The sequence below is a fragment of the Ignavibacteria bacterium genome, assembly GCA_025612375.1.
GTDB lineage: Bacteria > Bacteroidota > Ignavibacteria > Ignavibacteriales > SURF-24 > JAAXKN01.
Window position 1 is genome coordinate 18,780 of sequence record JAAXKN010000027.1, and the last position, 19,481, is coordinate 38,260.

Genomic DNA, 19,481 nt, shown 5'->3' on the forward strand with positions numbered 1-19,481 from the left:
CTCTCATCTTCTTCCCTTGATCTTACCGCTCTTCATGAAACCGTCATAGTGTCTCATTAGCAGATGTGATTCTATCTGCTGTAAGGTATCAAGAGCTACACCAACGATAATCAGAAGGCTGGTTCCGCCAAAGAAAGATGAAAACTGTCCGGAAACTCCGAATCCTGAGATAAAAGCAGGCAATATAGCAACTATTGCAAGGAAAAAGCTTCCGGGCAAAGTAATCTTAGTTAATATATTATCAATAAAGTCTGATGTCTGTTTTCCGGGTCTGATACCAGGAATGAACCCGCCCTGTTTCTTCATTGTATCGGCAACGTCCTTAGGATTAAAAGCGATAGCCGTATAGAAATAGGTAAAGAAAATAATCATCAGAGCGTAAATTACAGAGTAAGTAGCAGAACGGTACTCAAAGTAATGTGCCAGGCTCTGCATAAATTCATTATTCGGGAAGAAAGAAAGTACAGTATTCGGAATAAACATGATTGACTGTGCAAATATTATAGGCATTACACCTGCAGTGTTAACCTTAAGCGGGATGTACTGTGTCACGCCGCCATAAACCTTTCTTCCAACAACTCTCTTTGCATACTGAACCGGAATTCTTCGCGTTCCCTGTGTTACCAGCACAACACCGGCAATAACAAGAACCATAAATGTAAGAATAACCAGCTCAATAATTAAATTTCTCTGTCCTGAATCAAGTAATCTGTATTCATCCAGGATTGCATACGGGAAACGATCGATAATACCGATAAAGATTATAAGAGAGATACCGTTTCCGATACCCTTATCTGTAATCTGCTCGCCCATCCACATCATAAACATGGTGCCTGCAACAAGGAAGAAAATAGTGGAAACTGTAAAACCGATTCCTCTTACAGCATCAGGAACAATAGGAAGACCGTTATTGTTCAGATTCAGCAGGTGAATTGTTACGCCCCATGCCTGTAAGGCAGAGATTAAAACAGTTCCGTAACGTGTAAGCTGTGTGATTTTCTTTCTTCCGTCCTCACCTTCCTGCTGGAGTTTCTGGAAATAAGGAACTACAGCACCCATAAGCTGGATGATAATAGAGGATGAGATATAGGGCATAATTCCAAGAGCAAATATAGCAGCATTATGGAATGCACCGCCCACGAACAGATCGTATAACCCGAAAAGATTGTCAGAAGTTCTGTTTGACATAGCATCTGCCAGAACTTTTGCGTCGATTCCGGGTAAAGTTACGTGTGCGCCAATACGCACGATAACAAGTAAGGCAAAGGTATATAAAAGCCTTTGCCTAAGCTCGTGAATCTTAAAGATATTTCTGAAGGTTTCTTGTATTTTTGCCATTATTTTATAATTTTAATTGTTCCACCGGCAGCTTCAATCTTCTGTCTGGCTGATTCACTGCAGGCATAAGTCTCAACATTTAATTTAGCTTTTAATTCGCCGTCTCCCAGGAGTTTGAAAGGAGCATTTGCATTTGAGATTAAACCTGATTTATAGAGTACAACCGAATTGACCAATCCGTCTGTAATTTTCTTATCGTCCACAAGTTTCTGAAGCCTGCTAACGTTAACGGCAATATATTGAATTTTAAAGATATTTGTAAAGCCGCGTTTTGGAATTCTTCTCTGTAAAGGCATCTGGCCACCTTCGAACCATGCCTTTTTATTTGCACCTGAACGTGACATCTGTCCGTTCATACCTTTTGTTGAAGTGCCGCCATGACCGCTGCCTTGACCGCGTCCAATTCTTTTTGTATTCTTTTTTGAACCTTTTGCGTACGTGAGATTACTTAAAATATCCATTTATGTTCCTTAATCTTTTACTTCGACTTCTTCAATGCTTATTAAATGAGAAACCTTGTTTAACATGCCTCTTATCTGAGGAGTATCGTTATGGACAACTGTATAATTAGGTCTGCCTAATCCAAGGGCTTCAATTGTCAGTTTCTGCTTTTTATTTCTGTCGATCACACTTTTGGTTTGGGTAATTTTTAACTTTTTAGGCATTGCAAATCTCGTCTCTCTTAAGATTTAAATAATTCTTGTGTTGTTATTCCTCTCTTGGAAGCCATTGTTCTGGCATCTGTCAGCTCAAGCAGACCGTTCAGTGTCGCTTTAACCAGGTTGTGAGGATTACTGGAGCCCAGAGATTTAGTAAGAATATCCTGAACACCTGCTGATTCCAGGACAGCACGAACGCCGCCGCCAGCAATAAGACCTGTTCCCGGAGAAGCTGGTTTCAATAAAACCTTACCGGCCCCATACTTACCCAGGATTTCATGAGGAACAGTGCCTTTAATGATAGACACCTTATAGACGTTTTTCTTTGCGTCGTCAATTCCTTTGGAGATAGCATCTGTTACTTCATTAGCTTTTCCGAGGCCAACCCCTACATGTCCCTGTCCGTCACCTACAACCACAATAGCGTTAAAGCTGAACCTTCTACCGCCTTTTACTACTTTGGCGACTCGGTTTATATAAACAACTTTTTCTTTGAGACCTTCAATTTCACTTACTTTTAAGTTCTTCAATTTATTCTCCGTTTACTCATTGCTCAATTTAATTTCTGGTTTCCTGGCTGCCGGGAGAGGATTCGAACCTCTACAGACGCCTCCAAAGGGCGTTGTCCTGCCATTAGACGACCCGGCAACTTTCATTAAAATTTTAAGCCGCCTTCTCTTGCACCATCTGCAACAGCTTTTATTCTTCCGTGATAACGGTAGCCGTTACGGTCGAAGACAACAGATGTAATATTGTTTTCCAGAGCCTTCTTAGCAGCAATTTTTCCTACGACCTTGCTCATTCCAACTTTACCCTTAACGCTCTTAAGCTCTTCTAAGGCGTCTTTTGACTTGCTTGATGCCGATACGAGCGTGCGCCCTGTAACATCATCAATCAACTGCACATAAACCTGCGTAAGGCTTCTTGTGATTGTCATTCTGGGTCTTTCGGCAGTACCAGAAATATGTTTTCTAATTTTAATTTTAGAACGATATCTTGAATTTTTTTCTTTTGAACTCATTTTTCAGAATCTCCAATTCTACTTACCGGCAGTTTTGCCTGCTTTTCTTACAATTACTTCGTCAGAGTACTTAATTCCCTTACCTTTGTAAGGTTCTGGTTTTTTGAAGGACCTAATTTTAGCTGCGACCAGACCTACTAATTCTTTATCTATTCCGCTGATTTTAACCTGTGTTGGTGATGTTACCTCAAGAGTAATCTCGGCCGGCGGCATGAAATATATCGGATGTGAATATCCGAGGTTCATAAGGAGATTTTTCCCCTTTAATTCCGCCCTGTAACCAACGCCAACTATATCTAAAGTTTTAGTATATCCTTCCTGAACTCCGGTAACCATATTCTGTATCAGAGATCTAGTTAATCCGTGTAAAGCTCTGTTTTCCTTACTGTCATCAGGTCTAGTGACTAAAACCTCATCCGTATTAGCTTCAATTTTCATGCTTGGATGAAAGGTCTTAACTAATTCACCTTTCTGGCCTTTTACTTTAAGAGTATTACCTGTTACGTTAACAGTTACTCCTTTTAATGATACGGGCTTTTTACCTATACGTGACACTGTCAAACTCCATACAATAAATTACCAAATATGGCAGAGTACTTCCCCGCCAACTGCTTCCTTTTTAGCCTGTTTTTCCGTCATTAATCCTTTTGAAGTAGATATGACAGCAATACCAAGTCCATTTAACACTTTAGGCAGATTATCTTTTCCGGCATATATTCTTAAGCCTGGTGTGCTTACTCTCTTTAATCCTGAGATTGAAGGAGAGCCCTGAATATATTTAAGCTGAAGCTTCAGAAAGTTCTGCTTGTTGTCTTCAATTACTTCGTAACCTGTTATAAAGCTTTCATTTTTAAGAATTTCAGTTAAACTCCTCTTCATTGCTGAAGAAGGTATTTCAACAAATTTCTTTTTTGCTTTTACAGCATTCCGAATTCTTGTTAAAAAATCTGCAATAGGATCCGTAACTGGCATTTAATATTCTCCTAAATATTACCAACTTGACTTTTTAATTCCAGGAATTTCGCCGCGAAGAGCCATTTCTCTAAAGACCAAACGGGAAACTCCGAACTTTCTATAAACACCTCTTGCTCTTCCGGTCATCAAACACCTGTTGTGAAGCCTGATAGGGTTTGCGTTTTTTGGAAGTGCCTGTAAAGCATCATAATTTCCGCTTTCTTTCAATTCCTGTCTGATTTTCTTGTACTTATCAACCATTTTTTGTCTTTTAGCTTCACGAGCCAGCAACGATTTTCTAGCCATCTAAAATTCCTTTTTACGATTGTTTAATTTCTTTTTTTCTAAATGGAACACCAAAAGCAGTTAAAAGTTCATATGCTTCATTGTCTGTCTTGGCGCTTGTTACAAACGTAATGTCCATACCTAAAATTTTTGTAACCTTATCGGTGTTAATTTCAGGAAATATGATCTGTTCCTTAATACCAAGAGTATAGTTCCCGCGGCCATCAAATGACTTGTCGGGGATACCTCTGAAATCTCTAACGCGTGGTAAAGCTATTGAAATAAGACGGTCCAAAAATTCATACATCCTTTCACGTCTTAAAGTTACCATAACGCCAATCTTCACGCCTTCACGCAGCTTGAAGTTAGAGATGGATTTCTTGGCTTTTCTAACGCTTGCCTTCTGACCCGTGATGGTCTCCAGGTCCCTTGTAGCTTCATCAAGGTTCTTAGGATCCTGAACGGCAGAACCTACACCCATGTTAATAACGATTTTCTGGAGCTTTGGTATCTGCATTACGCTCTTGTAAGAGAATCTCTTCTGCAATTCAGGACCAATCTCTTTTTTATATTTTTCAGCCAACCTGGGTGTAACTTTTTCCTCTTTAGCAGGAGCCTCAGCTACGGCAGTATCCTTGCCGGCTTTTGCCCTGGGTTGTTCTTTTTTCGTTGTTTCAGTTTTCTGTGATTTCTTTTCAGCCATAGTAATAATCAAACCTCTATAAATAAAGTATTATGAAAGCATTTCACCACTGTGTCTGCTAACTCTTATTCTTTTCTGTTTTCCAGTTTTTTCATCAATAATTATCTGTTTGCCAACTCTAGCCGGTTTATTTGCCTTCGGATCCATAATCATAACGTTTGAAGCATTGATTGGAGCTTCCTTCTCAACAATGCCTCCCTGAGGATTTCTCTGATTTGGTTTAGTGTGTCTTTTTCTGAGATTAACACCCTCAATAATAACTCTATTCAGTTTTGGAAATACTTTCAGGACTTTACCGGTTTTACCTTTTGAGTTGCCTGAAATAACCACTACATTATCATTTTTATGTATTTTCATTTTGAAATCCTGCTTTATAACACTTCTGGGGCTAAAGAAATAATTTTCATGAACTTCTTGTCTCTTAACTCTCTTGCAACGGGGCCGAAGATACGGGTTCCCTTGGGTTCATTCTGATTGTTAATCAGTACGGCAGCATTTTCATCAAACCTGATATAACTTCCGTCCTTACGTCTAACTTCCTTAGTAGTACGGACGACTACTGCTCTTGAAACCTCACCCTTTTTTACGGTTCCGCCTGGTATTGCTGTCTTTACGCTGACAACAATTGTATCTCCAACGCTTGCATATCTCCTGCTGCTTCCCCCAAGTACTCTGATGCACCTTACTTTTTTTGCGCCCGAGTTGTCAGCAACTACTAGATTTGTTTCTTCCTGAACCATTTTGGTATTCTCCCTAAAACTTTCCCGTCAAGCCGGGATTTTTATAAATCTCAACTTTTACTTAGCTTTTTCAATAACTTCAACTAATCGCCATTTTTTCCGTAAGCTAAGAGGCCTTGTTTCCATAATTTTGACAAGATCACCAACTCCGCATTCATTCTTTTCGTCATGAGCCATTAGTTTTGTAGTTTTCTTGAAGTACTTCTTATAAAGGCTGTGTGCGACTTTGCGCTCTATAGCAACAATAATGCTTTTTTCCATTTTATTGCTGACTACATAACCAATTCTCGTTTTTCTTAATGGCCGTTGTTCCATAATTTTACAGCTCTCACTCCCTATTTATTTTCTTTCTGAACTTGTTGGCTATTTAATTCTCTCTGACGCAGAACTGTCTGCATTTTAGCAATATCTTTACGGATAAGCTTCAGCTTTGCTGTATTAGTAAGCTGCTTCAAAGCGTGCGAGAAATTTAAGTCCAGAAGGTCTTTTCTGTCTTCCTGGATTTTCTTTTTTATATCATCAGAAGTCATTTCTCTGATTTCATGAATTTTCATCTTTATCAACCTTAATTATTGTTCAAAATCAGGTCTGGTTACGACTTTAGTTTTAATTGGCAGCTTATGTGAAGCTATCTTCAGGGCTTCAACTGCCAGTTCTTTCGGCACGCCGGCTACTTCAAATAACACTCTGCCCGGCTTTATAACTGCTACCCAGAATTCAGGAGCACCTTTACCTTTACCCATTCTTGTTTCAAGTGGCTTTTTAGTAACAGGCTTATCCGGGAAAATTCTGATCCAAACCTTACCATCCCTTTTCATTTTTCTGGAGATGGCAACTCGGCACGCTTCAATCTGGCGGCTGGTGATCCAGGCTGGTTCTAAAGACTTCAGGCCAAAATCTCCGAAAGAAACCGCACTGCCGCGGAAAGCCTTTCCGGTCATTCTTCCGCGCTGCGTCTTTCTATATTTAACTCTCTTCGGCATTAACATAATAAAAAATCTCCTAAGAATTACTCTGTTGCTCGTTTACCAAGAATTTCTCCACGGCAGATCCATACCTTTATACCGATAGAACCATAGATGGTCTGCGCGGTAGCCGTTGCATAGTCAATGTCGGCTCTTAAGGTATGCAATGGAATCCTTCCTTCTTTGTATTGTTCGGTTCTGGCCATTTCAGCACCGCCTAATCTGCCGGCGCACATGATTCTGATGCCTTCAGCACCCATTCTCATAGCTGAGGTAATGGCACCCTTCATAGCGCGTCTGAAAGAAATTCTTCCTTCCAGCTGGGAAGCAATATTATCAGCTACCAGAAAAGCATCTAATTCAGGTCTTTTAATTTCTGTGATCTGTACTTTTACTTCTTTATCTGTAATCTGCTTTAATTCTTGCTCAAGTTGGGCAATTTCTTTCCCGCTTTTACCTATAACCACGCCTGGTCTGGAAGTAAAAATTGTTAAGATTATGTTCTTAGAGGTTCTGTCAATTATTAACCTGGCAATACCTGCTTTTTTTAATCTCTTCCTGACGTACTGCCTTAACTGGGTATCTTCAACCAACTTGCCGGCATAACTCTTACTTTCGTACCAGTTGGATTCCCAACCTCTTATGATCCCTAATCTAAAGCCAATGGGGTTTGTTTTTTGTCCCAAAAGTCCTCCAAAAATTACTCTTTAGTAGCAACTACTATTGTTAAATGATTTGATCTCTTTTTCATTCTATAAGCTCTGCCCATTGGAGCAGGTAAAATCCTCTTCAATGCAGGGCCCTGATTCACATAAGCTTCCTTAATGAATACATCTGCCTGATCAATTTTTGCCTCTTCATTCTTGTTGAAGAGATTTGCAATTGCTGATCTTAAAACCTTCTCTGCATCCTTGGATGCATGTTTAGGATGGAAATGCAGGACTTCCATAGCCTTAGTGACAGAAACGCCACGAATCAGGTCAATAACCAGACGCATCTTTCTGGGAGATGAATTTATATATTTGTGTGTAGCTTTAGCTTCCATACTAGCTGAACCTCGACTCTTAAAAAATTATTTTACTTTTGACGTTTTTTCGGCTTTTGTTCCAGGATGTCCCCTAAAGATTCTTGTAGGAGCAAATTCACCTAACTTATGCCCCACCATATTTTCTGAAATGTAAACCGGAATCATTTTGTTTCCATTGTGAACAGCTACCGTGTGCCCAACGAAATCAGGAGATATTGTGCTGGCTCTTGACCAGGTCTTTACAATTTTCTTCTGGTTGTTCTCATTCATCTGAGTAATTTTGTTGAGCAACTTAGCGCTGATAAAGGGTCCTTTTTTAACTGATCTTGGCATTATTAACTCACTTACGACGTTTAATAATAAATTTATTTGATGGATTTTTCTTCTTTCTGGTCTTGTAACCCTTTGCAGGTGTTCCCCAGGGGCTAACCGGATGTCCGCCGCCGGAAGTCTTACCTTCACCACCACCCATTGGATGGTCAACCGGGTTCATTGCAACGCCACGAACATGTGAACGCTTGCCTAACCATCTTGATCTGCCTGCCTTTCCAAGGCTAAGATTTTCGTGCTCTGAATTACCAACTACTCCATAAGTAGCCATGCATTCAGTACTGAGAAGTCTTACTTCTCCGGATGGCATTCTGAGCTGTGCATATTTGCCTTCCTTGGCAACCAGCTGAAGCGAGCAACCGGCGCTGCGGCCTAACTGTCCGCCTTTGCCAGGCTTAAGTTCAACGTTGTGAACAAAACTTCCAAGCGGCATTTCCTTTAATTTAAGAGCATTGCCTACTTTAATTTCACTTCCGGCACCTGAGGTTACTTTATCGCCAACTTTCAGGCCGTCAGGGGCGAGAATATATCTTTTTTCGCCGTCAGCATAGTGAAGCAGGGCTATTCTGCATGTACGGTTCGGATCGTATTCGATTGAGAATACCTTGGATTCAATACCGTGCTTATCGCGCTTAAAATCGATAACTCTGTATTTTCTTTTATGTCCGCCGCCAATATGTCTGGCAGTAACTCTACCTTGGTTATTCCTTCCCCCGGATTTCCTGAGGGCTGACACCAGAGTCTTCTCAGGTGTCGTCTTTGTTATTTCCTCGAACGAGGCGTACGACATAAATCTCGTACCCGGGGTCATAGGTTTTAATTTTCTGATTGCCATTAAATGCTACTCCAGTTCAAAAATCCGTTTACTGTACTTGTTCAAATAGGTCTATTTTCTGACCTTCTTTTAATGTAACTATCGCTTTCTTAAAGCGTGAGGTCTTTCCTGAAAATCTGCCGCTTTTCCTGAATTGGGTTTTCATCTTGCCTTCGTACCTGATAGTATTCACGTCTTCAACTTTGACATTGAATTTTTCTTCAATGGCCTTTGCGATGCTGATCTTATTGGCATGAATATCTACAACAAACCCGTATTTATTCAGTCCTTCATTTAAGTTATTCATCTTTTCGGTCAGGAGTGGTTTATATAATACTTCCCGCATCTCTTAGTTACCTTATAAATTTTTATCAAAAGTTTGTTCAATTAATTTTACGGCACTCTTCTGAAGAATAATCATCTGGTTGTTAAGCAGGTCATATGTAGAAGCCGTATTTGCTTCCATAATGTTTAACTTCTGAATATTTCTTCCGGAAATAAAAACATTCTTGTTGTTTTTATCGTAAAGGACGAGTGTCCTTTTGCCGTTCAATTTGAAAGCAGATAAGATCGCATTAAATTCTTTTGTTTTAGGAGCATCAAATCCAAAGTCTTCAACAACAATTATCTGTTCACCCTTGGCTTTAAGTGCAAGTGCGCTTTTTCTGGCCAGTTTGCTGACTTTTTTATTGACAGATTCCTTATACTCAATGGGTTTGGGTCCAAATACTGTACCGCCGCCAACCCAGAGAGGTGAACGTGTTGTACCGGCTCTTGCGCCGCCGCGTCCTTTTTGTCTCCACGGCTTTTTTCCGCCGCCCGCGACTTCACTGCGTTCCTTGGATTTATGCGTGCCCTGACGTTTGTTCGTCATCTGAGCTTTTACTGCCAAATAGATTGCATGCTGATTCGGCTCAATATTAAAGATGCCGTCGTTCAGATCTATCTGTTCGCCGCTTTTTGTGCCATCTATTTTATAAACATCTAATGTCATTTTTCAAACCAAATTGATTCTTAGAATTTCCGGGTTTGACCGGAACAATTACTTATTGATTTCAACGATTGAGTTAATGGCGCCAGGAACAGCACCCTTTACCATAATTATATTCTTTTCAGGAATAATTTTAACGATTTTAAGGTTTTGTACTGTTACTTGTTCAAATCCGGTACGTCCGGCCATCCTCTGACCCTTAAATACTCTTGAAGGGTAAGAACTTGCGCCAATTGATCCGGGAGCTCTAAGTCTGTCTGACTGGCCGTGTGTTGTACCACCAACGCCGCCGAAACCATGCCTTCTCATTACGCCCTGGAAGCCTTTTCCTTTTGAGCGGCCAGTAACCTTTACAGAATCTCCCTGAGTGAAAATTTCAACTCCAACACTGTCGCCAACCTTGTAATCGGCTACATTAAAATTTCTAAATTCTTTAACAATCTGGGCCGGAGTTAAATTTTGTTTTTTGTACTGTCCTAAAACAGGTTTGCTGACTCTATTTTCCTTGCGTGTCCCAAAGCCAAACTGTAAAGCTTCATAACCATTCTTCTCGATGGTCATTACATTCAGCACAGGGCAAGGTCCAGCATTTATAATTGTCACAGGAACAAGCTGACCGTCATCAGTAAAGATATTACTCATTCCTATTTTTTTACCAATCAATCCAGGCATTTTAGTATCCTTATAACTTTATCTCGATATCGACACCCGCCGGAATTTCCAATTTGCTTAAAGAATCGACGGTTTTATTATTTGAGTTATGAATATCTATAATTCTTTTATGTGCTCTTATTTCAAACTGTTCTCTTGATTTTTTATCGACGTGCGGTGAACGAAGAACAGTAAAGATAGTCTTTTTTGTAGGAAGCGGAATAGGGCCGCTTACTACTGCACCAGTACTCTTTACAGTCTTTATGATCTTCTCTGTCGACTTATCAATGAGAATATGATCATATGATTTTAACTTTATTCTAATCTTTTGACCAGGCACTTTAACACTCCTATGCAATTAGCCCTAAGGAGAATAAATTCTCCCTAGGGCTGGATAATTTATTCATAAATTTTAGTTACAACACCGGCACCAACGGTTCTGCCGCCTTCGCGGATAGCGAAACGCAGACCTTCTTCCATAGCGATTTCTGTAATCAGATCAACTTTCAGTTTTACGTTATCACCAGGCATAACCATTTCTGTTCCTTCCGGCAGGTGTGCAACACCAGTTACGTCTGTGGTTCTGAAATAGAACTGAGGCCTGTAGCCATTGAAGAACGGGGTATGACGCCCACCTTCTTCTTTTGAGAGGATGTAAACTGAACCTTCAAATACCTTATGAGGAGTAATTGAACCGGTTTTTGCTAAAACCATTCCTCTTTCGATCTCTTTCTTGTCAACGCCTCTTAACAGGATACCAGCGTTATCTCCAGCCATAGCTGAATCGAGTTCCTTACGGAACATTTCGATACCAGTAACAACTGTCTTCTTGTGTACGCCAAGACCGATAAGTTCAACTTCTTCCTGTATCTTAACCTGTCCGCGTTCTACCCTACCGGTAGCAACTGTACCACGGCCGGTAATTGAGAAAACGTCTTCAACAGGCATCAAAAACGGCTTGTCTACATTTCTTTCAGGAACTGGGATGTATGCGTCAACAGCGTCCATGAGCTCCCAGATGCAGTTTAATCTTTCATCTGTAACAGGAACTGAATCGTTGCTTGCAGCATCAAGAGCCTGAAGAGCTGAACCCTTAATGATTGGAATTTCATCTCCGGGGAATTCATACTGATTCAGAAGGTCGCGAAGTTCAACTTCAACGAGCTCGATCAGTTCAGGATCGTCAACCATATCAACTTTATTCATGAAGACAACTATTCTAGGAACACCTACCTGGCGTGCTAAAAGGATATGCTCTCTTGTCTGAGGCATAGGGCCATCTGTAGCAGCAACAACCAGTATAGCGCCGTCCATCTGAGCAGCACCGGTGATCATGTTCTTAACATAGTCAGCGTGTCCAGGGCAGTCTACGTGTGCGTAGTGTCTGTTAGCTGTTGAATATTCTACGTGAGCTGTAGCAATTGTAATACCTCTTTCTCTTTCTTCAGGGGCATTGTCAATTGAATCAAATGTTCTCTTAGCAGATAAACCTTTCTTGCTGAGCGCCATTGTAATAGCGGCTGTTAATGTGGTTTTACCATGATCAACGTGACCAATTGTACCGACGTTAACGTGAGGTTTACTCCTATCAAATTTTTCTTTGGCCATCCTCGGTTCTCCTTCTTATTTTACTTTACTTTATAATCTAATGTTAAATTGTCACGGACTTTTTTGACTGTGTTTTTTCTGCAATTTCCTCTGCAATTGACTTCGGAACTTCCGAGTAGTGAGAAAACTGCATCGTATAGATTGCCCTGCCCTGTGTCATTGATCTCAGGACAGTTGCATAGCCGAACATTTCAGAAAGCGGTACCATGGCTTTTATAACCTGTGCATCGCGTCTTGCAGCAAATCCTTCGATTTTTCCTCTTCTGGAGTTCAGGTCGCCCATTACATCTCCGAGGTAATCCTCTGGTGTAGTAACTTCAACTGACATCATTGGCTCCAGGAGAACAGGTCTTGCACGACGGGCACCTTCCTTGAACGCCATAGAACCGGCAACCTTAAAGGAAATTTCATCAGAGTCAACTTCGTGGTATGAACCGTCATACAATTTAGCTTTTATATCCACGACCGGAAAACCTGCAATAACGCCGTTACGCATAGCTTCCTGAATACCATTTGATACTGCAGGGATATATTCCTTAGGCACAACACCGCCGACAATACCATTTATAAACTCATAACCTTTACCAGGTTCATTCGGGCCGAGCTCAATCCAAACGTGACCGAATTTACCGCGTCCGCCAGACTGCTTAACAAATTTACCTTCAGCGTTAACAGTTTGTGTAATTGATTCTCTGTAAGCAACCTGCGGTTTACCAACGTTTGCCTCAACCTTAAACTCTCTTTTCATTCTGTCAACGAGGATTTCCAGGTGAAGCTCGCCCATACCGCTGATGAGTGTCTGACCGGTTTCTTCATTAACCTTAATCCTGAATGTAGGATCTTCTTCTGAGAGTTTCTGCAAAGCGTCAGAAAGTTTATCCTGATCTGCTTTGGTCTTAGGTTCAATTGCAATTTCAATAACCGGTTCAGGGAATACCATCTTCTCAAGAACAATTGGATCTTTTTCTCCGCAGAGTGTGTCACCTGTTTTTGTATACTTGAGGCCGATTATTGCGGCAATGTCGCCGGCTTTAATTTCATCTATGTCAAGACGCTGGTTAGCATGCATCTGCAGAATGCGTCCGACTCTTTCTTTCTTTCCGCTTACAGAGTTAAAAACGTATGAACCCGCTTTCAGGGTGCCGCTGTAAACTCTGACATAGGTCAGCTTTCCAACAAAAGGATCTGTCTGAATTTTGAAAGCTAAACCCGCAAAATCTTCTTTTTCATCAATTTTACGGTACACTTCGTCGTTTGAATCGGGGTGATGTGTCTTCAGGTCACCCACGTCAACCGGTGAAGGCAGAAAATCCACAACTGAATCGAGGAGCTTCTGTACACCCTTGTTCTTAAAGGAGGAACCGCAGAGAACAGGTATAATCTTCGACTGAATTGTAGCTGTACGTAAAACTTTTCTAATTTCTTCTTCAGTTATTTCCTGGCCTTCGAGATACTTTTCAAGAAGCGTGTCATCAACATCGGAAACAGCTTCAAGCATCTTTGTTCTGTATTTGTTAGCCAGTTCTTTCAGACTGTTAGGAATATCAATTTCATCGTATTCGGCGCCAAGGCTTTCTTCCTTGTAAATTCTGGCCTTAAATTTCATAAGGTCAATTTCGCCGGCAAACATGTCGCCTTCACCTATAGGAAGAACGATTGGAATAGCGTTTGCGCCAAGACGTTCATGCATCATTTCAACTGCATGAAAGAAGTCGGCACCGATTCTATCCATTTTGTTAACAAAAGCGATTCTTGGAACACCGTACTTGTCAGCCTGACGCCATACGGTTTCCGACTGCGGTTCAACACCGCCAACGGCGCAAAATAATGCAACTGCGCCATCCAGAACACGAAGTGATCTTTCTACTTCAACTGTAAAATCAACGTGTCCCGGTGTATCAATAATATTTACTTGATGACCTCTCCAAAAACAGGTAGTTGCAGCACTGGTAATTGTAATACCACGTTCTTTTTCCTGCTCCATCCAGTCCATCGTAGCTGCGCCTTCGTGAACCTCACCGATGCGGTGGGTCTTACCGGTATAAAACAGTATACGCTCTGTAGTCGTTGTTTTACCGGCATCGATGTGCGCCATAATGCCAATATTTCTTACTTTATCTATACTAACTCTATCTGCCATAAAACTTTAATCTTTCCTTTTATCCTTACCATTTAAAGTGTGCAAATGCCTTATTAGCTTCTGCCATTTTGTGTGTATCGTCTTTTTTCTTAATTGAAGAACCTTCGCCATTGGAAGCAGCTATTAATTCCGAAGCGAGTTTAGCAGCCATCGATTTGTCGTTTCTGGCTCTGGCATAGGTTTTCAACCAGCGGAAAGCCAATGCAAGTCTGCGCTCGGGCCTAACTTCCATAGGAACCTGATATGTTGCTCCGCCGACTCTTCTGCTTCTTACTTCAACATATGGCTGAACATTGTTAACAGCCTTGGTGAATACTTCCATGGCTGGTTTCTTTGTACGCTCTTCAATAAGGCTGAAGCTGTCGTAAATTACTTTGCGTGCAACTGATTTTTCACCATCATACATGATAGCATTGATGAATTTTGCTAGTACCAGATCGTTATATTTAGGATCCGGTTTAATATATCTTTTTGGGGCTCTTCTTTTTCTCATATTCTTTTATTTTGCTTTGGGTTTTTTAGCGCCGTATTTTGATCTGGCTTTTCTTCTGTCTTCAACACCACTTGTGTCAAGCGTTCCACGAATAATATGATAACGTACACCAGGCAAATCTTTTACCCTGCCACCTCTAATCAAAACTATGGAATGCTCCTGTAAATTGTGACCTTCACCCGGAATATAAGCTGTTACTTCCATTCCGTTTGTAAGCCTGACTCTTGCTACTTTTCTAAGAGCAGAATTCGGTTTTTTGGGTGTTGTGGTATACACTCTTGTACATACCCCTCTTTTCTGAGGGCAAGCCTCAAGTGCTGGAGCTTTGTTTTTTGCCAAGATCTGAACACGCCCTTTTCTAACTAATTGATTTATCGTGGGCACTAATATTCCTCCTAGTATTCATCGAAAAATTTTAGACTGTAAATATATACAGATATACAATTATTGTCAAGTAATAGCTTATTTTTTATTCAGAAATCCGTGTTTTTAGCACGGATTTCTGTGAATATATTTTAACTTACTGAAGTATTTACTTCTACAGGTTTCTCTTTTTCTGCCTCTTCGCCCTTCAATATAATCTTCTTATATTTCTTCAGACCTGTACCGGCCGGAATAAGGTGTCCCATAACAACGTTCTCCTTTAATCCGATCAGACTGTCTGTTTTGGCTTCTGTGGCGGCATTTGTCAGTACCTTGGTTGTCTCCTGGAACGAAGCAGCTGAAATAAAGCTGTCGGTCGAAAGTGCAGCCTGTGTAATTCCAAGAAGGACGTGTTCGAATGTTGCTGGCTCGGCATCCCTTGCCTCAACTGTCTTTTTGCCCTTGCGTGTCAGTTCAGCGTTATTCTCTCTGACCTTGTTTCTGGAAACAAGCTGGCCAACCTTGAACTTTGAGCTGCCCGGTTCAAGTACGTAAACCAGTGATTTGATCTTTTCGTTCTCTTCATTGAATTCAACGCGGTCAACATAGTCTTCCTCGATGAACTTTGTATCGCCAGAAGAAACAATTTTCAGCTTCTGAAGCATCTGGCGTACAATTACTTCAATGTGCTTGTCGTTTATCTTTACACCCTGCAGACGGTAAACGTCCTGAATTTCATTTACAAGGTATTCCTGAACGGCATTTGTTCCCTTGATCTTCAGAATGTCGTGAGGATCTATAGGACCGTCGGTGATCTTTTCACCCACAGGAATTTCGTCGCCTTCCTGAACCAGGATATGTTTACCGTAAGGAACAGAGTAAACTTTTTCGTACGACTGGTCCGGGGCAATAATTACTATTTCCCTTGAACCCTTCTTACGTGCGCCGAATTTCACGATGCCTTCAATTTCAGCAACTGTTGCCGGATCATGCGGGCTCCTTGCCTCAAAGAGTTCGGTTACTCTAGGCAGACCACCTGTGATGTCACGGGTCTTGGAAGCCGACTTTGAGATCTTGGCCAGGATTGTACCAGCCTGTACAAACTCCCCTTCATCAACCGAGATGTAAGACCTTGTAGGTATGTTGAACATCTTCTTGTTTCCGTCGTTGTCTGTAACGAGGATACTCGGTGTAAGGGTTTTGTCCTTTGACTCAATAACAACCTTCTGAACGTGCCCTGTCTGTTCGTCGGTTACCTGCTGCATTGTTACGCTGTCCACCAGGTCTACAAAGCTGATGCGTCCTGCAATATCAGTTAAGATAACTGCATTGTAAGGATCGTGGTTGTAGAGCGGAGCACCTTTTTTGATCACCTGATCGTCGTCAACCAGAAGTTCAGCTCCGTAGGGGATCTCATAGCGCTTCATCGTACGGTTGTCCTTATCAAGCAGGTTTATGGAGCCGCGGCGTCCTGTAACAACCTTAACTTTTCCGAAGAAGTCAGTTTTTTCAACGTAGTACACTTTTTCAAACTGTACGCTTCCTTCAACAGAAGCTTCAACCTGCGACTGGCTTGCAATACGTGAAGATGTACCACCAAGGTGGAATGTTCTCAGTGTCAGCTGTGTACCAGGTTCACCGATTGACTGTGCTGCAATGATACCAACGGCCTCGCCAATTTCAACCAGTTTTCCGTTTGTAAGGTTACGTCCGTAGCATTTTGCACAAACCCCGCGTTTTGATTCACAGGTAAGTACTGTTCTAATATATACTGAGTCAATATTTGCGTCTTCAATTACCTCGGCAATGTCCTCTGTAATGAGTTCGCCTGCGGCAACTATAACTTCATCTGTCCTCGGGTCGAATACGTCTTCCTGAGCCACACGGCCTGTAATTCTCTCGGCCAGTGATTCACGTTCAAGTTCAACGTCCTTCAATGCCGTAACAGCAACACCGCGGATTGTGCCGCAATCGTCTTCTGAAACGATAACGTCCTGCGCAACGTCGCAAAGCCTTCTTGTCAGGTAACCGGCATCAGCTGTTTTCAAAGCCGTATCGGCCAGACCTTTACGCGCACCGTGAGTTGAAATGAAGTATTCAAGCACCGACAAACCTTCCTTGAAGTTTGCCACGATCGGGTTTTCAATAATTTCACCTGACTGCCCGGTAAGGCTTTTCTGAGGTTTCATCATAAGACCTCTCATACCGGCAAGCTGACGGACCTGCTCCTGGGAGCCTCTTGCGCCCGAGTCAACCATCATGTGCAGTGAGTTGAAACCGCTCTGATCGCTTCTTAATTTTTCCATGAGCGATTTGGCCACATTGTTTGTTGTATGTGTCCAAACGTCGATAATCTTATTGTAGCGCTCGGCATCTGTAATAACACCCTGCTCGTGCTCGTTAAGAATATCGGCAACTTTCTTGTTTGAATCCTGGATCAGTTTTACCTTTTCTTCAGGAACAATCATATCTGCAAAGCTTACAGACAAGCCTCCTGCAGTTGAGTACCTGAAACCTAACTCCTTAAGGTCATCAAGGAACTTGGCGGTTACTTTATTTCCAAGCTTAATGAACAGCTTATAAATAAATCCGCTGAAGATCTTCTTAACAAGAACTTCATTCAGGTAGCCCATTTCCTTAGGCACGATCTGGTTGAATCTGACGCGTCCAACGGTTGTTTCAATCATTTTACCGTCAACTCTAACCTTAATGCGTGCGTGCAGATCGACTGCCTTTGAGTTATAGGCAATTAAAACCTCTTCCATCGATCCGAAGACAAGTCCTTCACCCTTTGCGCCTTCCTTTACCTTTGTCAGATAGTAGCACCCAAGTACTATATCCTGTGTCGGAACCACTATAGGGCTTCCGTTTTGCGGTGAAAGGATGTTATGGCTCGAGAGCATCAGAAGGACGGCTTCAAGCTGTGCTTCATAAGAAAGAGGCACGTGAACAGCCATCTGATCGCCGTCAAAGTCAGCGTTAAATGCCGTACAAACCATCGGGTGCAGCTGAAGAGCCTTGCCGTCAATAAGCAGCGGCTGGAAAGCCTGTATACCCAGTCTGTGCAGCGTAGGAGCACGGTTCAAGAGAATCGGATGCCCATCTATGATACCCTCAAGTATCGACCATATAATGGGGTCTTTCCTGTCAACTACTTTCCTGGCGCTTTTAACCGTCTTGTTGTGCCCGCGTTCAATAAGCTTGCGGATAATAAACGGCTTAAAGAGCTCGACGGCCATGTCTTTCGGAAGACCGCACTGGTGGAGCTTGAGTTCAGGACCCACAACGATAACCGAACGGCCGGAATAGTCGACACGTTTACCGAGAAGGTTCTGGCGGAAACGGCCCTGCTTTCCTTTGAGCATATCGCTTAAGGATTTCAAAGGGCGGTTGCTGTCGCTTCTGACGGCGTTTCCGCGTCTTGAGTTATCAAACAGTGCGTCAACAGCCTCCTGGAGCATTCTTTTTTCGTTTCTTAAGATTACTTCAGGAGCTTTAATATCTATAAGTCTTTTAAGTCTGTTATTTCTAATGATTACTCTTCTATAGAGGTCATTTAAGTCACTGGTTGCAAACCTTCCGCCTTCAAGTGGAACAAGAGGCCTGAGTTCAGGAGGAATAACCGGTATAACGCTTAAGACCATCCATTCAGGTTTATTAAGTACCTTGTTTTCCTTTTCGCGGAAAGCTTCCAGTACTCTTAAGCGCTTTAAGGCATCGTTCTTCTTCTGCTGTGAGGTTTCAACTTTAACCTGCTCACGCAAATCCTTAAACACACCATCTACATCTGTTCTCTTTAAGAGTTCCTTTATTGCGTCGCCGCCGATCTTGGCAACAAACTTCTTGGGATCTGTATCTTCAAGCTTTTCATTTCCTGCCGGAAGTGAATAAAGAATTTCAAAATACTGATCCTCTGAGATAAGATCTTTCGGGCTTAAGCCTGTAGGACCCGGATTAATGACAACATATGATTCGTAATAGATGATCTTTTCGAGTTCTTTGGTAGTCATCCCTATGATATTACCTATCTTTGAGGGAAGGGCTCTGAAGAACCATATATGTACAACAGGGACTGCGAGTGAGATATGCCCCATTCGTTCCCTTCTTACAGCCTTTTGTGTAACTTCAACACCGCATCTATCGCAAACAATTCCTTTATATCTGATTCTTTTATACTTACCGCAATGGCATTCCCAATCCTTAATCGGGCCGAAGATCTTCTCGCAGAAAAGACCGTCTTTTTCAGGACGGAAACTCCTGTAGTTGATCGTTTCCGGCTTTGTTACCTCACCGTGTGAACGGGAGAGTATATCATCGGGACTGGCCAGACCTATTGTAATCGAGTTTATGGATTTCATTGCGTTTTCTTGAATTCTATAAGGCATAATTTCTCCTAATT

Annotated in this window: 27 protein-coding genes and 1 tRNA gene; all 28 read right to left on the reverse strand. The window is 41.8% G+C overall.

Annotated features, from left to right (window positions below; translation table 11 throughout):
* Nucleotides 1–3: 3 nt before the first annotated feature.
* Complete coding sequence (gene secY / locus HF312_14785) at nt 4–1,338, reverse strand: preprotein translocase subunit SecY (protein ID MCU7521486.1); 1,335 nt, start codon at nt 1,336–1,338, stop codon at nt 4–6.
* Entirely contained in the window at nt 1,338–1,799 is a 462-nt protein-coding gene (rplO, locus tag HF312_14790; GenBank protein MCU7521487.1) for a 50S ribosomal protein L15, read from the reverse strand. Before rplO ends, secY begins: the two co-directional genes overlap by 1 nt.
* Before the next feature lie 9 nt (nt 1,800–1,808).
* Nucleotides 1,809–2,003, reverse strand: coding sequence for a 50S ribosomal protein L30 (gene rpmD, locus HF312_14795; GenBank protein ID MCU7521488.1), 195 nt, complete (start codon nt 2,001–2,003; stop codon nt 1,809–1,811).
* A 17-nt stretch (nt 2,004–2,020) separates the two neighbouring features.
* The gene (gene rpsE, locus HF312_14800) at nt 2,021–2,527 is read right to left on the reverse strand and encodes a 30S ribosomal protein S5 (GenBank protein MCU7521489.1); all 507 of its coding nucleotides are present in this window, start codon (nt 2,525–2,527) and stop codon (nt 2,021–2,023) included.
* Nucleotides 2,528–2,571: 44 nt separating this feature from the next.
* Nucleotides 2,572–2,645, reverse strand: a tRNA-Gln gene (locus HF312_14805).
* A gap of 7 nt (nt 2,646–2,652) precedes the next feature.
* A complete protein-coding gene (locus HF312_14810; protein ID MCU7521490.1) occupies nt 2,653–3,018 on the reverse strand; it encodes a 50S ribosomal protein L18 in 366 nt (121 codons plus the stop codon).
* A gap of 18 nt (nt 3,019–3,036) precedes the next feature.
* Nucleotides 3,037–3,573 carry a 50S ribosomal protein L6 gene (rplF, locus tag HF312_14815; GenBank protein MCU7521491.1) on the reverse strand — a complete coding sequence of 179 codons (537 nt, stop codon included), beginning with the start codon at nt 3,571–3,573 and terminating at the stop codon, nt 3,037–3,039.
* Nucleotides 3,574–3,594: 21 nt separating this feature from the next.
* On the reverse strand, nt 3,595–3,990 hold the full coding sequence (rpsH, locus tag HF312_14820) for a 30S ribosomal protein S8 (protein ID MCU7521492.1): 396 nt from the start codon (nt 3,988–3,990) through the stop codon (nt 3,595–3,597).
* An 18-nt stretch (nt 3,991–4,008) separates the two neighbouring features.
* Nucleotides 4,009–4,278: a 30S ribosomal protein S14 gene (gene rpsN / locus HF312_14825; GenBank protein MCU7521493.1), complete on the reverse strand. Its 270-nt coding sequence runs from the start codon at nt 4,276–4,278 to the stop codon at nt 4,009–4,011.
* A gap of 13 nt (nt 4,279–4,291) precedes the next feature.
* Entirely contained in the window at nt 4,292–4,960 is a 669-nt protein-coding gene (rplE, locus tag HF312_14830) for a 50S ribosomal protein L5 (GenBank protein MCU7521494.1), read from the reverse strand.
* A gap of 30 nt (nt 4,961–4,990) precedes the next feature.
* Nucleotides 4,991–5,317 (reverse strand): 50S ribosomal protein L24, encoded by a 327-nt coding sequence (gene rplX, locus HF312_14835; GenBank protein MCU7521495.1) that lies wholly within the window; start codon nt 5,315–5,317, stop codon nt 4,991–4,993.
* Between the two features lie 14 nt (nt 5,318–5,331).
* On the reverse strand, nt 5,332–5,700 hold the full coding sequence (gene rplN / locus HF312_14840) for a 50S ribosomal protein L14 (protein MCU7521496.1): 369 nt from the start codon (nt 5,698–5,700) through the stop codon (nt 5,332–5,334).
* A 57-nt stretch (nt 5,701–5,757) separates the two neighbouring features.
* The gene (gene rpsQ / locus HF312_14845; GenBank protein ID MCU7521497.1) at nt 5,758–6,015 is read right to left on the reverse strand and encodes a 30S ribosomal protein S17; all 258 of its coding nucleotides are present in this window, start codon (nt 6,013–6,015) and stop codon (nt 5,758–5,760) included.
* A 20-nt stretch (nt 6,016–6,035) separates the two neighbouring features.
* Nucleotides 6,036–6,254, reverse strand: coding sequence for a 50S ribosomal protein L29 (gene rpmC, locus HF312_14850; protein ID MCU7521498.1), 219 nt, complete (start codon nt 6,252–6,254; stop codon nt 6,036–6,038).
* Between the two features lie 15 nt (nt 6,255–6,269).
* Nucleotides 6,270–6,689 carry a 50S ribosomal protein L16 gene (gene rplP, locus HF312_14855; protein ID MCU7521499.1) on the reverse strand — a complete coding sequence of 140 codons (420 nt, stop codon included), beginning with the start codon at nt 6,687–6,689 and terminating at the stop codon, nt 6,270–6,272.
* Nucleotides 6,690–6,709: 20 nt separating this feature from the next.
* Nucleotides 6,710–7,351 carry a 30S ribosomal protein S3 gene (gene rpsC, locus HF312_14860; protein MCU7521500.1) on the reverse strand — a complete coding sequence of 214 codons (642 nt, stop codon included), beginning with the start codon at nt 7,349–7,351 and terminating at the stop codon, nt 6,710–6,712.
* Between the two features lie 14 nt (nt 7,352–7,365).
* A complete protein-coding gene (rplV, locus tag HF312_14865; GenBank protein ID MCU7521501.1) occupies nt 7,366–7,710 on the reverse strand; it encodes a 50S ribosomal protein L22 in 345 nt (114 codons plus the stop codon).
* Between the two features lie 27 nt (nt 7,711–7,737).
* Entirely contained in the window at nt 7,738–8,025 is a 288-nt protein-coding gene (gene rpsS, locus HF312_14870; protein MCU7521502.1) for a 30S ribosomal protein S19, read from the reverse strand.
* Between the two features lie 7 nt (nt 8,026–8,032).
* A complete protein-coding gene (gene rplB / locus HF312_14875; GenBank protein MCU7521503.1) occupies nt 8,033–8,857 on the reverse strand; it encodes a 50S ribosomal protein L2 in 825 nt (274 codons plus the stop codon).
* Between the two features lie 28 nt (nt 8,858–8,885).
* Nucleotides 8,886–9,182, reverse strand: a complete 297-nt coding sequence (gene rplW, locus HF312_14880) for a 50S ribosomal protein L23 (GenBank protein ID MCU7521504.1) — start codon at nt 9,180–9,182, stop codon at nt 8,886–8,888.
* A gap of 12 nt (nt 9,183–9,194) precedes the next feature.
* Complete coding sequence (gene rplD / locus HF312_14885; protein ID MCU7521505.1) at nt 9,195–9,830, reverse strand: 50S ribosomal protein L4; 636 nt, start codon at nt 9,828–9,830, stop codon at nt 9,195–9,197.
* 48 nt (nt 9,831–9,878) lie between these two features.
* Nucleotides 9,879–10,499 carry a 50S ribosomal protein L3 gene (rplC, locus tag HF312_14890; protein MCU7521506.1) on the reverse strand — a complete coding sequence of 207 codons (621 nt, stop codon included), beginning with the start codon at nt 10,497–10,499 and terminating at the stop codon, nt 9,879–9,881.
* A gap of 10 nt (nt 10,500–10,509) precedes the next feature.
* Nucleotides 10,510–10,818 carry a 30S ribosomal protein S10 gene (rpsJ, locus tag HF312_14895; protein MCU7521507.1) on the reverse strand — a complete coding sequence of 103 codons (309 nt, stop codon included), beginning with the start codon at nt 10,816–10,818 and terminating at the stop codon, nt 10,510–10,512.
* 59 nt (nt 10,819–10,877) lie between these two features.
* A complete protein-coding gene (tuf, locus tag HF312_14900) occupies nt 10,878–12,086 on the reverse strand; it encodes an elongation factor Tu (protein ID MCU7521508.1) in 1,209 nt (402 codons plus the stop codon).
* A gap of 43 nt (nt 12,087–12,129) precedes the next feature.
* Nucleotides 12,130–14,226, reverse strand: coding sequence for an elongation factor G (gene fusA, locus HF312_14905; protein MCU7521509.1), 2,097 nt, complete (start codon nt 14,224–14,226; stop codon nt 12,130–12,132).
* 25 nt (nt 14,227–14,251) lie between these two features.
* Nucleotides 14,252–14,719 (reverse strand): 30S ribosomal protein S7, encoded by a 468-nt coding sequence (gene rpsG, locus HF312_14910; GenBank protein MCU7521510.1) that lies wholly within the window; start codon nt 14,717–14,719, stop codon nt 14,252–14,254.
* 6 nt (nt 14,720–14,725) lie between these two features.
* A complete protein-coding gene (locus HF312_14915) occupies nt 14,726–15,103 on the reverse strand; it encodes a 30S ribosomal protein S12 (GenBank protein ID MCU7521511.1) in 378 nt (125 codons plus the stop codon).
* Nucleotides 15,104–15,234: 131 nt separating this feature from the next.
* Nucleotides 15,235–19,467, reverse strand: coding sequence for a DNA-directed RNA polymerase subunit beta' (gene rpoC / locus HF312_14920; GenBank protein ID MCU7521512.1), 4,233 nt, complete (start codon nt 19,465–19,467; stop codon nt 15,235–15,237).
* Between the last annotated feature and the right edge of the window lie 14 nt (nt 19,468–19,481).

Excerpts from the sequence above, each read along its gene's own strand:
- secY (MCU7521486.1), bottom strand. The coding sequence starts at position 1,338 with ATGGCAAAAATACAAGAAACCTTCAGAAATATCTTTAAGATTCACGAG.
- rplO (MCU7521487.1), bottom strand. The coding sequence starts at position 1,799 with ATGGATATTTTAAGTAATCTCACGTACGCAAAAGGTTCAAAAAAGAAT.
- rpmD (MCU7521488.1), bottom strand. The coding sequence starts at position 2,003 with ATGCCTAAAAAGTTAAAAATTACCCAAACCAAAAGTGTGATCGACAGA.
- HF312_14810 (MCU7521490.1), bottom strand. The coding sequence starts at position 3,018 with ATGAGTTCAAAAGAAAAAAATTCAAGATATCGTTCTAAAATTAAAATT.
- rpsH (MCU7521492.1), bottom strand. The coding sequence starts at position 3,990 with ATGCCAGTTACGGATCCTATTGCAGATTTTTTAACAAGAATTCGGAAT.
- rpsN (MCU7521493.1), bottom strand. The coding sequence starts at position 4,278 with ATGGCTAGAAAATCGTTGCTGGCTCGTGAAGCTAAAAGACAAAAAATG.
- rplE (MCU7521494.1), bottom strand. The coding sequence starts at position 4,960 with ATGGCTGAAAAGAAATCACAGAAAACTGAAACAACGAAAAAAGAACAA.
- rplX (MCU7521495.1), bottom strand. The coding sequence starts at position 5,317 with ATGAAAATACATAAAAATGATAATGTAGTGGTTATTTCAGGCAACTCA.
- rplN (MCU7521496.1), bottom strand. The coding sequence starts at position 5,700 with ATGGTTCAGGAAGAAACAAATCTAGTAGTTGCTGACAACTCGGGCGCA.
- rpsQ (MCU7521497.1), bottom strand. The coding sequence starts at position 6,015 with ATGGAACAACGGCCATTAAGAAAAACGAGAATTGGTTATGTAGTCAGC.
- rpmC (MCU7521498.1), bottom strand. The coding sequence starts at position 6,254 with ATGAAAATTCATGAAATCAGAGAAATGACTTCTGATGATATAAAAAAG.
- rplP (MCU7521499.1), bottom strand. The coding sequence starts at position 6,689 with ATGTTAATGCCGAAGAGAGTTAAATATAGAAAGACGCAGCGCGGAAGA.
- rplV (MCU7521501.1), bottom strand. The coding sequence starts at position 7,710 with ATGGAAGCTAAAGCTACACACAAATATATAAATTCATCTCCCAGAAAG.
- rpsS (MCU7521502.1), bottom strand. The coding sequence starts at position 8,025 with ATGCCAAGATCAGTTAAAAAAGGACCCTTTATCAGCGCTAAGTTGCTC.
- rplB (MCU7521503.1), bottom strand. The coding sequence starts at position 8,857 with ATGGCAATCAGAAAATTAAAACCTATGACCCCGGGTACGAGATTTATG.
- rplW (MCU7521504.1), bottom strand. The coding sequence starts at position 9,182 with ATGCGGGAAGTATTATATAAACCACTCCTGACCGAAAAGATGAATAAC.
- rplD (MCU7521505.1), bottom strand. The coding sequence starts at position 9,830 with ATGACATTAGATGTTTATAAAATAGATGGCACAAAAAGCGGCGAACAG.
- rplC (MCU7521506.1), bottom strand. The coding sequence starts at position 10,499 with ATGCCTGGATTGATTGGTAAAAAAATAGGAATGAGTAATATCTTTACT.
- tuf (MCU7521508.1), bottom strand. The coding sequence starts at position 12,086 with ATGGCCAAAGAAAAATTTGATAGGAGTAAACCTCACGTTAACGTCGGT.
- fusA (MCU7521509.1), bottom strand. The coding sequence starts at position 14,226 with ATGGCAGATAGAGTTAGTATAGATAAAGTAAGAAATATTGGCATTATG.
- rpsG (MCU7521510.1), bottom strand. The coding sequence starts at position 14,719 with ATGAGAAAAAGAAGAGCCCCAAAAAGATATATTAAACCGGATCCTAAA.
- rpoC (MCU7521512.1), bottom strand. The coding sequence starts at position 19,467 with ATGCCTTATAGAATTCAAGAAAACGCAATGAAATCCATAAACTCGATT.